12 protein-coding genes are annotated in these 15,224 nt (G+C 66.1%); 9 read left to right on the top strand and 3 right to left on the bottom strand.

The window, feature by feature from the left end:
* Positions 1-118: 118 nt before the first annotated feature.
* The 4 genes from LG306_RS16765 to LG306_RS16750 all read left to right on the top strand — a co-directional run bounded on the left by LG306_RS16765 (position 119) and on the right by LG306_RS16750 (position 6,484).
* Positions 119-1,339 carry an efflux RND transporter periplasmic adaptor subunit gene (locus LG306_RS16765; RefSeq protein ID WP_184273114.1) on the top strand — a complete coding sequence of 407 codons (1,221 nt, stop codon included), beginning with the start codon at positions 119-121 and terminating at the stop codon, positions 1,337-1,339.
* Positions 1,336-4,515: an efflux RND transporter permease subunit gene (locus LG306_RS16760; RefSeq protein WP_184273117.1), complete on the top strand. Its 3,180-nt coding sequence runs from the start codon at positions 1,336-1,338 to the stop codon at positions 4,513-4,515. Before LG306_RS16765 ends, LG306_RS16760 begins: the two co-directional genes overlap by 4 nt.
* A gap of 80 nt (positions 4,516-4,595) precedes the next feature.
* Positions 4,596-6,074: an efflux transporter outer membrane subunit gene (locus LG306_RS16755; protein WP_184273120.1), complete on the top strand. Its 1,479-nt coding sequence runs from the start codon at positions 4,596-4,598 to the stop codon at positions 6,072-6,074.
* A gap of 80 nt (positions 6,075-6,154) precedes the next feature.
* The gene (locus tag LG306_RS16750) at positions 6,155-6,484 is read left to right on the top strand and encodes a helix-turn-helix transcriptional regulator (RefSeq protein WP_184273123.1); all 330 of its coding nucleotides are present in this window, start codon (positions 6,155-6,157) and stop codon (positions 6,482-6,484) included.
* 155 nt (positions 6,485-6,639) lie between these two features.
* Here LG306_RS16750 and LG306_RS16745 read toward each other — a convergent pair whose 3' ends face one another.
* Together LG306_RS16745 and LG306_RS16740 are read right to left on the bottom strand one after the other, a co-directional pair.
* Positions 6,640-7,050 carry a DUF305 domain-containing protein gene (locus LG306_RS16745; RefSeq protein WP_184273126.1) on the bottom strand — a complete coding sequence of 137 codons (411 nt, stop codon included), beginning with the start codon at positions 7,048-7,050 and terminating at the stop codon, positions 6,640-6,642.
* Positions 7,051-7,061: 11 nt separating this feature from the next.
* Positions 7,062-7,256, bottom strand: coding sequence for a heavy-metal-associated domain-containing protein (locus LG306_RS16740; protein ID WP_184273131.1), 195 nt, complete (start codon positions 7,254-7,256; stop codon positions 7,062-7,064).
* A gap of 159 nt (positions 7,257-7,415) precedes the next feature.
* Here LG306_RS16740 and LG306_RS16735 point away from each other — a divergent pair, with 159 nt between their 5' ends.
* Positions 7,416-9,923 carry a heavy metal translocating P-type ATPase gene (locus LG306_RS16735; RefSeq protein WP_224762239.1) on the top strand — a complete coding sequence of 836 codons (2,508 nt, stop codon included), beginning with the start codon at positions 7,416-7,418 and terminating at the stop codon, positions 9,921-9,923.
* A 15-nt stretch (positions 9,924-9,938) separates the two neighbouring features.
* Positions 9,939-10,391, top strand: a complete 453-nt coding sequence (gene cueR, locus LG306_RS16730) for a Cu(I)-responsive transcriptional regulator (protein WP_184273134.1) — start codon at positions 9,939-9,941, stop codon at positions 10,389-10,391.
* A 45-nt stretch (positions 10,392-10,436) separates the two neighbouring features.
* Here cueR and hppD read toward each other — a convergent pair whose 3' ends face one another.
* On the bottom strand, positions 10,437-11,507 hold the full coding sequence (gene hppD / locus LG306_RS16725; RefSeq protein WP_184273137.1) for a 4-hydroxyphenylpyruvate dioxygenase: 1,071 nt from the start codon (positions 11,505-11,507) through the stop codon (positions 10,437-10,439).
* A gap of 192 nt (positions 11,508-11,699) precedes the next feature.
* On the opposite strand from hppD, the gene LG306_RS16720 reads away from it, so the two are divergent.
* From LG306_RS16720 to LG306_RS16710, 3 genes are all read left to right on the top strand, one after another.
* A complete protein-coding gene (locus LG306_RS16720) occupies positions 11,700-12,167 on the top strand; it encodes an Lrp/AsnC family transcriptional regulator (protein ID WP_184273140.1) in 468 nt (155 codons plus the stop codon).
* A 134-nt stretch (positions 12,168-12,301) separates the two neighbouring features.
* The gene (locus LG306_RS16715) at positions 12,302-13,984 is read left to right on the top strand and encodes a tetratricopeptide repeat protein (RefSeq protein WP_184273143.1); all 1,683 of its coding nucleotides are present in this window, start codon (positions 12,302-12,304) and stop codon (positions 13,982-13,984) included.
* A 162-nt stretch (positions 13,985-14,146) separates the two neighbouring features.
* Positions 14,147-15,211: a DMT family transporter gene (locus tag LG306_RS16710; protein ID WP_265150966.1), complete on the top strand. Its 1,065-nt coding sequence runs from the start codon at positions 14,147-14,149 to the stop codon at positions 15,209-15,211.
* The last annotated feature ends 13 nt before the right edge of the window (positions 15,212-15,224 follow it).

The raw sequence follows: 15,224 nt of genomic DNA, 5'->3' as shown, positions 1-15,224 counted from the left end.
ATATCAGCGATTCAACGCTTGACCTTCCTAGCGTTGGAATCTGCATCACCCATGGAAATCAGCGCCAAGCCGCCTTCGATCAGTGTCGAATCTGCGGCGATTTCCAAGGGGACGACCGATGCGCTTCAACAAGAAGACCGCCGTGATCGCGGCCGCCGGGCTGCTGGCCGCGGCGGGGCTGATCTATGTTCTGCAAACACAGGGCGGGGGCGTGCCGGCCGCCGCTTCCGCCCCGCCGGGAGCGCCCGCCGTTCCCGTCGCCAAGGTCGTCATGCGGGAAATCGCACCGGCTGCGGAATTCACCGGACACCTCGCTGCGCCCGATACCGTCGAGCTGCGCGCCCAGGTCAGCGGCCCGATCATCCGGGTCAGCGTGCCGGAAGGCGGGCTGGTCCAGCGTGGGCAACTGCTCTTCCAGATCGATCCCAGACCATTCCAGGTCGCGCTGGACGGCGCCCAGGCGCAGTTGAGGCAGGCCGAGGCCCTGCTGGCGCAGGCTCAGTCCGATCTGTCGCGGGCTGAGCAACTGGCGCCCGGCGGCGCCATACCGGTCCGCGCCCTTGAGAACGCCCAGAGCAAGGCGCGTCAGTCCGAGGCCCAGGTCGCCGCCGCGCGCGCCGCCGTCGCCGCCGCGCGTCTGGACCTGTCCTACACCCGCGTGACCGCGCCGATCAGCGGCCGGGTCGATCGGGTGCTGGCGACGACCGGCAATATTGTGGCCGCCGGAACCACGCCGCTGACCTCCATCGTCTCGGTGAACCCCGTCTATGCCTATTTCGACATGGATGAGGCGACCTATCTCGACTTCGCACAGCGCGCCCGTCCGAACGGCTCGGGCCGGGCGGGGCGTTTTCCGGTCCAGATCGGGCTGATGAGCGAAGACGGGTTCCCGCATCAGGGCACGCTGGACTTCCTCGGCGCCCAGGTCGATCGCGGCACTGGAACGATCCGCGCGCGTGCGATCGTGGCCAATCCGTCCGGTCAACTGGCGCCGGGTCTTTTCGCCAGGATCCGACTGGATACCGGGGCGCCGCGTCAGGCCATGCTGATCGACGATCAGGCGGTCGGCGCTGAACAGGGCCAGACCTATGTCATGGTTCTGGGTGAAGGAAACACCGCTGAATATCGCCCGGTGTCGCTCGGTCCCGTGGTTGACGGGATGCGTGTGGTGGAGACGGGCCTCAATCCCGGCGACACTGTCATCGTCAAGGGACTGGTGCGTCCCGGCATGAAGGTGACGCCGCAGCCCATGGCGGCCGCCCCGACTGCGGCTGCGACTGCGACGGGGGCTGCGGCCCCTGCTGAGCAGGCGGCCCCGTCGGCGGAGGCCGCCCGATGAAATTTCCCCGTTTCTTTGTGGACCGGCCGATCTTTGCGGTCGTGCTTTCGGTCCTGATGCTGATCGCCGGGGGGCTGGCCTTCATGCGCCTGCCGCTGAGCGAGTATCCCCAGGTGACGCCGCCCACGGTGCAGGTCACGGCCAGCTATCCCGGCGCCAATCCCCAGGTCATCGCCGAGACAGTCTCCGCGCCGCTGGAACAGGCCATCAACGGCGTCGAGGGAATGCTCTATATGGGCTCTCAGGCGGCCACCGACGGCCGCATGACCCTGACGGTCGCCTTCAAACAGGGCACGGACCCTGACCTGGCCCAGATCCAGGTCCAGAACCGTGTGGCCCGCGCGCTGCCGCGTCTTCCCGAAGAGGTGCAGCGCATCGGGGTCGTCACCCAGAAGACGTCGCCTGACGTGCTGATGGTGGTCCACCTGCGGTCGCCCAACGATCGTTATGATTCCCTGTTCGTCTCCAACTATGCGCGCTTGCATATCCGCGATGAACTGGCGCGTCTGCCGGGGGTCGGCGACGTGGTTCTGGGCGGCGAGGGCGAATACGCCATGCGCGCGTGGCTGGATCCTGACAAGGTGGCGGCGCGCGGCCTGACCGCCGGCGACGTGGTCGCGGCCATCCGCGAACAGAACGTCCAGGTCGCCGCCGGCTCCATCGGCCAGCAGCCCAACGCCTCGGCGGCCGCCCAGATCACCGTCAACACCCTGGGGCGGCTGACATCCGAAGAGCAGTTCGGCGACATTGTGATCAAGTCGGGCGATGAGGGGCAGGTTACGCGCCTGCGTGATGTTGCGCGCATCGAACTGGGCGCCGACGCCTATGGCATGCGCAGCCTGCTGAACGGCAAACCCGCCGTGGCCATGCAGATTTTCCAGAGCCCCGGCGCCAATGCGCTGGACGTGTCCGACGCCGTTCGCGGCGCCATGGATCGTTTGCAGACCGAGTTCCCCGAGGGGCTTGAATATCAGATCGCCTATGATCCGACGGTCTTCGTCCGGGCTTCGCTGAAGTCGGTCAGCGTCACCCTGGTGGAAGCCATCCTGCTGGTGGTGCTGGTGGTGGTGCTGTTCCTTCAGTCGTGGCGCGCCTCGATCATTCCGCTGGTGGCGGTGCCGATCTCGCTGGTGGCGACCTTTGCGATGATGCATCTGTTCGGCTTCTCGCTGAACACCCTGTCGCTGTTCGGCCTGGTGCTGTCGATCGGCATCGTGGTCGATGACGCCATCGTCGTGGTGGAAAACGTCGAGCGTCACATCGCCATGGGCAAGTCGCCCAAGGAGGCGGCGCGCGCGGCCATGGACGAGGTGACGGGGCCGATCCTGGCCATCACCTCGGTGCTGGCGGCGGTCTTCATTCCCTCCGCCTTCCTGTCGGGCCTGCAGGGCGAGTTCTATCGCCAGTTCGCCCTGACCATCGCCATCTCGACCATCTTCTCGGCGGTCAACTCTCTGACCCTGTCTCCGGCCCTGGCGGGCGTGCTGCTGAAGCCGCACCACGGCGATGCGCCGCGCGACCGGCTGACCCGGATCATCGATCGCCTGTTCGGCGGCTTCTTCCGCCGCTTCAACGGCGCCTTTGATCGTGCGTCCAACGGCTATGTCTGGTCGGTGAAGCGCGCGGTGCGGGTCACGGGACTGGTTCTGATCGTCTATGGCGGTCTGATCGGCCTGACGTGGCTGGGCTTCAACCATATCCCCAACGGTTTCGTGCCGCCGCAGGACAAATACTATCTGGTCGGCGTGGTTCAGTTGCCCACGGGCGCCTCTCTGGACCGCACCGAGGCGGTGGTGAAGCAGGTGTCCGATACGGCTCTGAAGACGCCCGGCGTCGAAAGCGTCGTCGCCTTCCCTGGTCTGTCGGTCAACGGCGGGGCCAACATCCCCAATGCGGCCCTCATGTTCGTGATGCTGGACCCGTTCGACCAGCGCAAGACGCCTGATCTGTCGGCCAACGCCATCGCTGGTCGCCTGATGGGGCAGTTCAGCCAGATTCCCGACGGCTTCATCGGCGTCTTCCCGCCGCCGCCGGTGCCGGGACTGGGCGCCATGGGCGGGTTCAAACTCCAGATCGAGGATCGGGCGGGACTGGGCTTCGACGCCCTGGCCAAGGCCCAGGGCGAGGTCATGGCCAAGGCCTATCAGACGCCGGAACTGGCCGGCATGCTGGCCAGCTTCCAGACCAATGCGCCACAGATTCAGGTCGATATCGACCGGGTCAAGGCGCGGGCCATGGGCGTGCCCCTGACGACCGTTTTCGAGGCTTTGCAGGTCAATCTCGGCTCGATGTATGTGAACGACTTCAATCGTTTCGGCCGGACCTATCGCGTCATGGTCCAGGCGGACGCGCCGTTCCGTCAGCAGGCCGAGGACATCGGCCAGCTCAAGGTGCGCAACGCCTCGGGCGAAATGATCCCTCTGGCCTCTCTGGTCCGCATCACGCGCAGTTCGGGACCGGACCGGGTCATGCACTATAACGGCTATCCGTCCGCCGACATCAGCGGCGGCGCCGCGCCCGGCTATTCTTCAGGCCAGGCGACGGCGGCGATCGAGCGGATCGTGCAGGAAACCCTGCCGGCGGGCATGACCTATGAATGGACCGATCTGACGTTCCAGGAGAAGCAGGCGGGCAACACGGCCATGTATGTCTTCCCGCTGGCGGTCCTGCTCGCCTTCCTGATCCTGGCGGCCCAGTATAATAGCTGGTCCCTGCCTCTGGCGGTGCTGCTGATCGCGCCCATGGCCCTTCTGTCGGCGATCGTCGGCGTGTGGCTGTCGGGGGGCGACAACAACATCTTCACCCAGATCGGCTTTGTGGTGCTGGTGGGGCTGGCGGCCAAGAACGCCATCCTGATCGTCGAGTTCGCCCGCGCCAGGGAACATGACGGGGTCGATCCGCTCGGCGCCGTTCTGGAAGCCGCCCGTCTGCGTCTGCGGCCCATTCTGATGACCTCGCTCGCCTTCATCGCCGGTGTCGTGCCGCTGGTGCTGGCCACGGGCGCGGGGGCGGAGATGCGGCACGCCATGGGCATCGCCGTTTTCTCGGGGATGCTGGGCGTGACCCTGTTCGGTCTGCTGCTGACCCCGGTTTTCTACGTGATCGTGCGCCGTTTCGAACTGCGTCGTGAGCGCCGCCGCAATGCGGCCCGACACATCGCGCCGACGGCCGAGTGATGCCGTGGTCGTCCTCCGTTCAACGGCCCTCGCGGTCAGGACGGAGGACGACGCGGCCAACCCACAAGGAGAATGACTCCATGAAATCCTCTTCTCTGCTTCGTCCGGGCCGCAGGCTCGCTTACGGCGTCGCCCTGTCGGCGGTCTTTGCGGTGGCCGGTTGCGCCATGGCGCCGACGACGGTGCGGCCCGTCGCGCCGGTGGCGGCGGCCTATCCTTCGCAGGCGGATCAGGCGGCCGCTCCGGCTGCGGTTGCGGCGGCTGATCTGGGCTGGCGCGATGTCTTTCGTGATCCGGTCCTGCAACAGCTTATCGCGACCTCACTGGACGCCAACCGCGACCTGAGGGTCGCCGCCCTGAATGTTGAGGCGGCGCGCGCCCAGTATCGCATCCGGCGCGCTGACAGCCTGCCCCGCATCGACGGCGTCGCCGCGGGCGTGTCGCAGAGGACGCCGGCGGATCTCAGCCCAACCGGTCAGTCCGAGGTGACGCGCGCCTATGAGGCGGGCGGGGCGGTCACGGCCTGGGAGCTGGACCTCTGGGGCCGTGTGCGCAGCCTCAATGACCAGGCCCTGGCGACCTGGCTTGCGCTGGACGAGACGCGGACGGCCGCGCAACTCAGTCTGGTGTCGGAGGTGGCGACCGCCTATTTCACCCTGCGCACCGATCAGGCCCTGCTGGAACTGGCCAGGGACACCGCCGAAGCCCAGCGGCGCTCTCATGAACTGACCCAGCTTCTGGCCGAGGTCGGGGAGGCGGGCGAACTCGATGTCCGCAGGACCGAGATCGCGCTTCGCTCCGCCGAGGCGGATCAGGCGGTTTACGAACGGCAGGCGGCTCAGGATCTCAACGCCTTGACCCTGCTGATCGGCCAGCCTCTGGATGCGGACCTGGCCCGGACGCTTCAGGCATGGGCGGGCGAACCGCTGCCGGATGATGTGGTCGAGGCGAACCTGCCCGCCGGTCTGCCATCCGATCTGCTGGACCGACGACCGGATATCCGCGCCGCCGAACAGATGCTGCGCGGCGCCGACGCCAATATCGGCGCCGCGCGCGCGGCCTTCTTTCCGACGATCACCCTGACGGGCTCGGCAGGATCGGCCAGCAGCGATCTGGACAATCTGTTCAGCGCCGGAACCAGAAGCTGGAGTTTCGCGCCCCGGCTCAGCCTGCCGATTTTCAACGGCGGCGCCCTGTCGGCCAATCTGGACCTCGCCAAGGTGCGGCAGAGAATCGAGGTGGCGCGTTATGAGCGGGCCGTTCAGGCGGGCTTCCGGGAGGTCGCCGATGGGCTTGCCGCGCGCGACGCCCTCGAACGACAGATCCTTTCCGAACAGCAAAGGGTGGATGCGAGCCGCCGCGCCTATGATCTGGCGCAGAGGCGGCATCAGGAAGGCGAGGACAGTTCGCTGTCGGTTCTGGACGCCCAGCGCACCCTTTATGGATCGGAACAGGCGCTGCTGCGCGCCCGTCTGGCCCGGCTGAGCAATCTGACGACCCTCTACAAGGCGCTGGGCGGCGGCTGGACCGAACAGACGCAGACAGGCGGTCGCACTTGATTGGAGCGACGCCCTGTCTCACGATACATGAACAGGTGAAGACATCGCCATATGTTTAATGATGCGGGGAAGCGTACGCCATGTCGGAACGGGCCAGCGACGAAAAGGTGCCAGCGCTGGATACGCGCCAACTGTCGGCTCTTGCAGAGACCTTTCGTCTGCTGGGCGATCCGACCCGTCTGAGAATCCTCATGTTCTGTCTGAATGGCCCGAAGCCTGTCAAGCAGATCGCCGACAGCCTGGACCTGTCCCAGACCCTCGTCAGCCACCATCTCAGGCTTCTGCGCGGGGCGCGCTTGGTCCGGGGAGAACGTTCCTCGCGGCAGGTTTTCTACGAGGTGGCCGATCATCATGTCAGTCATGTGCTGATCGACATGCTTCACCACATCAATGAGGATGAGGACGCCTGAAGACGACGGCGGCGATTGGGCGCTGTTCGGAAAAGGGTTCAGGCGCACCAGGGACTGGTGCGCCTGCCATGGCGTTCTCGAAGGTTTCTGTCCGATGACGCCAACTCCACCGTCACATCGGGGGAGGGAACGGACGGGCGGCGAAGGGGCGGCCTTTACCGGTTCCGGGTATCGAGCCAGGACTGCATCATGGCGATCTCCGCCTCTTGGGCGGTGATGACGGACTCGGCGAGCCGGCGAACCTCCGGATCCCGTCCATGTTCCAGCGCGACGCGGGCCATGTCGATGGCCCCCTGATGGTGTGGAATCATTCCCTTCATGAAATCGACGTCGGCGTCGCCGGTGAAATCGATGGTCATGTCGGCGTGCATCCGGTCGTTGGCTTCCTGATAGGCGCGCACGGCAGGATTGCCGGAAGGGACGGGGGCGGGGTGATTGGCGTGGCTGTTCTGGGTCATGGCGTGTTCCGAATCTCCTTTGACGATCTGGGACTGGGCATAGGCGAGACCGCTGGCGGCCAGGGCGACGCCGGCGATGAAGATGACGGTGAGAGCCTTCGCTTGCATGTCGGAAGAGCTCAGAGGGGCCGGGCGGTGTATCCGTCGTCCGCCAGCGCCTGCTGGATGGCGTCGGCGTCGGCGGTGGTGGTCACCGAGATGGTGCGCGACACCGTATCGGCCTCGAGACGGGCGTTCGGATCCACCGTGGCGATGGCCTGGGTGATGTGCTTCACGCACGAGCCGCAGGTCATGTTTTCGACGTGGAACTGCATGGGAAAAGTCCTTTCGCATCGGTTGGTGAGAGATGAAATGCCCCTTGCCATCGTTGGAAGGTCAAGGATGGTCGCGACTTTTTTTGGGGAGTTGACATTCCAACAATGGGAAGCCCCATCATCCCTGCGAACTCTAGTCACCCGTGTGAGGATCGCGCGATGAACGCCCCCTATGCGCCGACGAAAACCGTCGGCTCCCCGTTGAGTCTGCCGATCGAAGGCATGACCTGCGCGTCCTGCGTCGGCCGCGTCGAACGCGCCATCAGCAAGGCGCCGGGCGTGGCCGCGGTCAGCGTCAACCTCGCCACGGAGCGGGCCGACATCCAGGCGAGCGGACCGATCCAGATGGCAGACCTCGTCAAGGCTGTGGAATCGGCCGGTTACACCGTTCCGGCCGCCAGCGTCGAACTGGCGATTGAGGGCATGACCTGCGCGTCCTGCGTCGGGCGGGTCGAAAAGGCGCTGAAGGCGACGCCGGGCGTGGTGAGCGCCAGCGTGAACCTGGCCACAGAACGGGCCACGATCCAGGGGGCGGCGGACGTGTCGGCCCTGATCGCCGCCGTGGCTGGCGCGGGCTATACGGCGCGTCCGCTGAGCGACGCTGCGGATGCGGGCGAAGAAGCGGCCGAGCGCAAGGACGCCGAACGCGCCGCCCTGAAGCGTGATCTGATCATCGCCGCCGCTCTGAGCCTTCCGGTCTTCCTGCTGGAGATGGGGTCGCACCTCATTCCGGGCGTCCATGCGATGATCGCAGGGACCATCGGCATGCAGGCCAGTTGGTATCTGCAGTTTGCCCTGACCACGCTGGTGCTGGCCGTGCCGGGCGCGCGTTTCTACAAGAAGGGTCTGCCCGCCCTGGGGCGTCTGGCGCCGGACATGAACTCGCTGGTGTCTGTCGGCACCCTGGCGGCCTATGCCTATTCCCTGGTGGCGACCTTCGCTCCGGCGCTACTGCCGGCGGGAACGGTCAATGTCTATTACGAGGCGGCCGCCGTCATCGTCACCCTGGTCCTGCTGGGGCGCTTCCTTGAGGCCCAGGCCAAGGGCCGCACTTCCGAGGCCATCAAGCGTCTGGTCGGGCTTCAGGCCAAGACCGCGCGCGTGCGCCGCGACGGCATGATGGTCGAAATCGCCATCACCGAGGTGGCGGCTGGCGATCTGGTCGAGGTCCGTCCCGGCGAGCGCGTTCCGGTCGACGGCGAAGTCGTCGAGGGCGAAAGCTATGTCGATGAATCCATGATCACCGGCGAGCCGGTCCCTGTGGCCAAGACTTCGGGCGCAGCTCTGGTGGGCGGCACTGTCAATCAGAAGGGCGCCCTGGTGTTCCGCGCCACGGCGGTCGGCGACGGCACCATGCTGTCCCAGATCATTCGCATGGTCGAACAGGCCCAGGGCTCCAAGCTGCCGATCCAGGCGCTGGTCGACAAGGTGACGATGTGGTTCGTTCCGGCGGTCATGGCTGTTGCCGCCCTGACCTTCCTGGTCTGGCTGGTGTTCGGTCCGTCGCCTGCGCTCACCTTCGCCCTGGTCAATGCGGTGGCTGTGCTGATCATCGCCTGCCCGTGCGCCATGGGTCTGGCGACGCCGACCTCCATCATGGTCGGCACCGGTCGCGGCGCCGAACTGGGCGTGCTGTTCCGCAAGGGCGAGGCGCTGCAACTGCTCAAGGACGCCAAGGTCGTGGCCGTCGACAAGACCGGCACCCTGACGGAAGGTCGTCCCGCCCTGACGGACCTGCAGATTGAACCCGGCATGGAGCGCGCCCGCGTTCTGGCTCTGGTGGCTGCGGTCGAGGCCAAGTCCGAACACCCCATCGCCCGCGCCATTGTCGAGGCCGCCGAGGCCGAGGGTCTGACGCTGCCGCTGGTTTCGGCCTTTGAGTCCGTTACGGGACGTGGCGTGACCGCGACAGTGGACGGCGAGGCCGTGCAGATCGGTTCGGATCGCTACATGGGCGAACTGGGACTGGACGTGGGCGTCTTCGCCGCCGCCGCTGGCCGCATGGGCGATGAGGGCAAGACGCCGCTCTACGCCGCCATCGGCGGACGTCTGGCGGCGATCATCGCGGTGGCCGATCCGATCAAGGCCAGCACTCCGGCGGCCATCGCCGCCCTGCACGGACTGGGCCTGAAGGTGGCGATGATCACCGGCGACAACCGCCGCACCGCCGCCGCCATCGCCCGCCAATTGGGCATCGACGAAGTCGTGGCCGAGGTGTTGCCGGACGGCAAGGTCGAGGCGGTCCGCCGTCTCAAGGGCGAGCATGGCCGGGTCGCCTTCGTCGGCGACGGCATCAATGACGCCCCCGCGCTGGCGGAATCGGATGTGGGCCTGGCGGTCGGCAACGGCACGGATATCGCCATCGAGGCGGCCGATGTGGTGTTGATGTCGGGCAGCCTGAAGGGCGTGGCCACGGCCATCGCCCTGTCGCGGGCCACCATCGGCAACATCCGCCAGAACCTGTTCTGGGCCTTCGTCTATAACGCCGCGCTCATCCCTGTCGCCGCCGGCGTGCTGTATCCTGTGTGGGGTGTCTTGCTGTCGCCCGTGTTCGCGGCGGGCGCCATGGCCATGTCCAGCGTGTTCGTGCTTGGCAACGCCCTGCGGCTGCGTGGCTTCCGGTCGCCGCAGGGCGGCGAGGGCGATGGCGCGGGACGGCTTGGGTGAATAGGAGAGATCAGTATGAATATCGGTCAGGCAGCTAAGGCTTCCGGCGTATCCGCCAAGATGATCCGCTACTATGAGCAGACCGGACTGATCCCGGTGGCGGACAGAAAGGAGTCGGGCTATCGCGACTATTCGGACGCGGACGTGCACCGGTTCCGGTTCATCCGGCGCGCCCGCGACCTCGGTTTTTCCGTCGCTGAGATTCAGGACCTGCTGAGTCTGTGGAACGACCGGTCGCGTCAAAGTGCTGATGTAAAACGCATCGCCAGCGCGCATATCGCGGTGCTCAATGCGCGAATCGCCAGCCTCAGGCAGATGTCTGAAACCCTGCAGACGCTGATCGCCTGTTGCGCGGGCGACAATCGCCCCGACTGTCCGATCCTAATGGATCTGGAAGAAACCTCGGAAGCGCCGCCGACCGGTGTCCGGTCGGCTGGCGGGGTCGGTCAACTGAAGTCGCGCGTCTGAGCGATGACGGGGGTCGGATGATATGCATCCGACCCCCGCGCCGGGTCAGGCGTCGACCTTGATCACCCCGCGCCGGATCTGGTCGAGCTCGATCGATTCGAACAGGGCCTGGAAGTTGCCGTTGCCGAACCCTTCGTTGCCCTTGCGCTGGATGATTTCGAAGAAGATGGGTCCGAACAGATTCTCGGTGAATATCTGCAGCAGAATGCCTTCCTCGCCGACGTTTCCGTCGATGAGGATGCGGTTCGCCTTCAGCCGCTCCAGATCCTCGCCGTGGCCGGGCACCCGCTTGTCGACCAGTTCGTAATAGGTCTCGATCGTGTCCTGCAATCGTACGCCACGGGCGCGCAGGGCTTCGACGGTTTCGTAGATGTTATCCGTGGTCATGGCCAAGTGCTGGATGCCCTCGCCGTTGTATTCACGGATAAACTCCTCGATCTGGGACTGGTCGTCCTCGCTCTCGTTCAGCGGAATGCGGATGGCCTTGTCCGGCGCGATCATCGCCTGGGAGATGAGGCTGGTGGCCTGGCCCTTGATGTTGAAATACTTCTGCTCCTCGAAGCCGAAAATCTGGTTGTAGAAGCCGGACCAGGTCCGCATCTGGCCCCGACGGACGTTGTGGGTGAGGTGATCCAGGATATCGAGGCCGACGCTGTTTGCGGCCTCGGCCTCGCGCCATCCGTCGATCTCGGTCCAATCGTCGTACAGCGACCCGGCTGCGCCGTGGCGGTCGACGAGATAGAGGTAGGAGCCGCCGATGCCTTCCAGCACCATGGCGTCAGCGCCGAGCGCGCCGGCGGCGGCGTCGGCGGCGCGCGCACCGCGCGACAGGGCCAGATCATAGGCCTGGCGAGCGTTGGCCACGCGGAAGGCCATACCGCTGGCTGAAGGCCCGTGCAGCGCCCGGAACGCAGCCGCCTGTCCGGTCGCTTCGCTGTTGACGAGCAGATTGGTGCGCCCCTGCTTGTAGCGAACCACCGCCTTCGTCGGGTGACGGTGTGTGGCGACGAAGCCGAGGCGTTCGATCAAGGTGGTCATCGCCTCGGGATCGGGGCTGGTGAATTCCACGAATTCGAAGCCGTCCAGACCAATGGGGTTCTCGGGGGTGATGCTCATGGGGGTGTCTCCGGCATTCTTTGACGGCGCGTCTGTGACAGATGGCGCAGGCGCGCGCGAGGGAGGTGAGGCCAGAGCTCGCGAGGAGGCTGCGCCATCGTGGTCATTGTAGACCGGATAGGCGAGGATCGCCTTTCAAAGCGGCTCGAATTTGAGCGTGATATGAAATCCAATTCCAGAATGGACGAGTTCATGAAAGAAAGAGTGCTGGATGATGTCGATCGTCGGCTGTTGCGCGCCTTACAGGGCGACGCCGGCCTGAGCCATGTGGCCCTGGCGGAGCTCGCCGGATCGTCTCCGGCGTCGTGCTGGCGCCGGATCCGGGCGCTGGAAGAGGCGGGAATTCTGAAGGGAGCCGTGCGACTGGTCGATGCCGAAAGGGTCGGCCGGGGCGTGAACGTGATGTGCCAGGTCAGGATGCGGTCGCACGCCCCGGCAGACAGGACCGCCTTCGAGGCCTACCTCGCCACCCGGCCGGACGTCATGGAGGCCCATTCCATGTCCGGGGAATGGGACTACCTTCTGCGGATCGTGGCCGCAGACGTCGCCGGTTACGAACGCTTCCTGATGTGCGATCTGCTGAACCATCCGAATGTGGCGACCGCCGCCTCCCACTTCGCGCTCAGCCAGGTGAAATACACCACCGCCGTGCCGCTCTAGGCGGATCGCATGGATCGACACGGCCGGAATCCCGCGATCTGCGCTTGAAACATGATATATGAATATGTATTCAGGTATTAACTTATAGCCTTGGCGGTCGGGTTCCCAGATCGGCCCTGGCCAGCGGAGCATGGATGATGAAAGACGACTATTACGACCTTGGCGACTTCCGTCGCGATGTGACGACCACCTCGCCACAGGCGCAACTCTGGTTTGATCGGGGGCTGGCCTGGGCCTACTGCTTCAATCCCGAGGAAGCGGTCCGCTGCTTCGAAAAGGCGCTCGACTACGATCCCGACTGCGCCATGGCGCACTGGGGCGTCGCCTTCGGCACGGGCCCGAACTACAACAAGGCTTGGCGGCTTTTCGACGCCGAGGACATGCAGAAGGCCGTGACGATCGGCCGTGCCGCGCTTGAACGCGCTCGCGAAGCGGTCGCCCGCAACGGCACCGCCTTCGAAAAGGCCCTGATCGCGGCGCTTGGACCACGCTTTCCCGAACAGGCGACCCGCGACCCGGAGGAATTCGATCGCCTGAACCGCGCCTACGCGGACGCCATGCGGGTCTTTTATCAGCAGTTCTCTGACGACATCGACGCGGCGGCGCTGTTCGGGGACGCCTTGATCTGTCTCAGTCCGCGGGCTCTGTGGGATCTCGATACGGGAGAACCGATCGGACCGGGCACGCTGGAGGCCCGGGCGGTGATCGAGGACGCCCTGCCGCGTCCCGGGGGCGACCGGCATCCGGTCCTGAACCATCTCTATATCCACCTGATGGAGATGTCGCCGTGGCCCGAGATCGCGCATCCGGCCGCCGACCGTCTGCGTCGGCTGTCGCGGGACGGCGCCCATCTGGCGCATATGTCCACCCACATCGACAACGCCTGCGGCGACTGGCGCCGGGTGATCGATTCCAACCTCGATGCGGTCGAGGCGGATGAACGCTATTTCGGTCACGAGACCGAAGTCGGCGCCTGGTACAACGTCTATCGCGTCCACAACCTGATGGTCGGCGCCTATGGCGCGATGATGGCGGGCCGTTCGCGTGAGGCGTTGTTCATGGCGAACCGGCTGAAGGAAGTCCTGACGCCGCAACTGCTCGGCATCCAGAGTCCGCCGATGGCGGATTTGCTCGAGGCGCACGGCACCACGCTTCCGCATGTTCTCATTCGCTTCGGGCGCTGGCAGGACATCCTCGATTTGGAATTTCCGACGGACCGCGAACTTTATTGTTCGACCACGGCGATGATCCACTATGCCCGCGGCATCGCTTTCGCGGCCCTGCGGCGCGTGCCGGAAGCCGAGGCGGAACGGGAGAAATTCATCGACGCCGTCGCCGCGGTGCCGGACAGCCGTTTCAACTCCATTCCCGTGCCGGAGCTCCAGGCGCTCGCTATTGCGCGCAAGATGCTCGACGGGGAACTGGAATACAGGAAGGGAAATATCGAGGAGGCGTTCTCGCTGTTGCGCGAGGCGATCGCCCTCGAGGACACGCTGCCCTACAGCGACCCTCCGGCCTGGCTGCAGCCCGTCCGCCACGCCTATTGCGCCCTGCTGACCGAGCAGGGGCGGCACGCCGAAGCTGCCGAACAGCACAGGATCGACCTCGGGCTGGAGCGCAAGCTGGGCAGGCGGCGGATCCGACCGAACAACGTCTGGAGCCTGCACGGCCTCTACGAGTGTCTGACGAAACTCGGCCGGCACGACGAGGCCCGGGAGATCGTCCTCCAGCGCGACATCGCCGTGGCTTCGGCCGACATCAAGATCGCCGCAGCCTGTTTCTGTCGCCTGAGCGCCTTTGAGAACGAGGCCGACTGACGGGACCGGATGCTCGACCGGCCTGACCGTGCCGGCGCCGTCCGGGCCTGGCGCGCTGCGTGCGATGTCCGGATCACCTGCGTCTTCCTCTGATCCGTCACGGGCTTGCCGGACGCCGCCGGCGGGCTGGGGAGCCTTGCTCGTCGGCGATTGGAGGAGGCGATGAAGGGAAGCAGGATGTGGAACGGGACTCGCCTGGTCGCCGCCTCGCGCACCGCGCTGACGACGCCGATCCTCTCGGTCACGCTCGTTCTGCTTCTGTCGGCGAGCTGGCTGCTCGTCGGCTACCTCGTTTCGGGCGTGTCGCCGCTGCTGGTGGCCGCCGGCCGCACAGGGGCCAGCTTCATCGTCTTTGCCGCGATCGTGCTGTTTTCCGCTCGGAGCCGTTCCGAGGCGCGGATTGCGGCGCGACGCGGCGGAACAGTCGCTCTGCTCGGACTGCTGGGCTTCTTCCTCTACTATGCCGGAACCATGCTCGGCGCGGCGTTCATCGGCCCCTCCCGCACCGGTCTGATCATCTCGCTTCTGCCGAGCCTCACATTCGTGATCGGCGCCGTCGCCTTTGGGGAACGGGTCACCCGCAACAAGGTGCTGGGAGCCTGTCTCGCCCTGGGCGGCGCGCTGGTCTATGCGATCTCAGACATGCCCGCAAGCGAGGGTCATGCCGGGGCGGAGGGGCTGCACCTCATCGGCGGCGCCCTGCTCGTGTTCGGCGGAACAGCGTCCTACGCCCTGTACGGCTACGTCTTCCGCGCGCGCATGGCGGACCTGTCCGCCCTCTCGGCCTTGCCGGCCATTACCGGGGCCGGCGCCGCCATGCTGGCCGTGACGGTCGTTCTCTTCGTTCCGCTCGTCGGCGTCGCGCCTTCAGACTGGGCCGCCATCGCAGGTCTGGGCGCGGGGCTGACGGCGCCGGTCTTCCTCATCCTGCACAGGCTCATCCTGCGGAAGGGGGCGCTCTTCACAGCCTCGCTGATGCTGGCGGTGCCGTTCCTCGTCCGCATGGGGGAGTGGGGGCTCGGCTGGGAAGCCGCGCCGGGCGCATTCAGCCTGCTGTTGCTGCTGGTCTGCGCCGGCGGCGTCTGGCTGCCCCTCCGGGACGGCCGACAGAGACCGAGGCGGCCGCCTGATGCGAAGCCCGACGACGCGTCGCTTGACCATGCCGCGGCGGAACACTGTAGGCTGGGCCGCATCATCCCGAGCGGCCCGCGCCGATTGGACCCATGAATGGAGAACATGC

The organism is Brevundimonas vesicularis (assembly GCF_044807075.1).
GTDB lineage: Bacteria > Pseudomonadota > Alphaproteobacteria > Caulobacterales > Caulobacteraceae > Brevundimonas > Brevundimonas vesicularis_G.
This window is presented reverse-complemented; position numbering and strand designations above follow the sequence as displayed.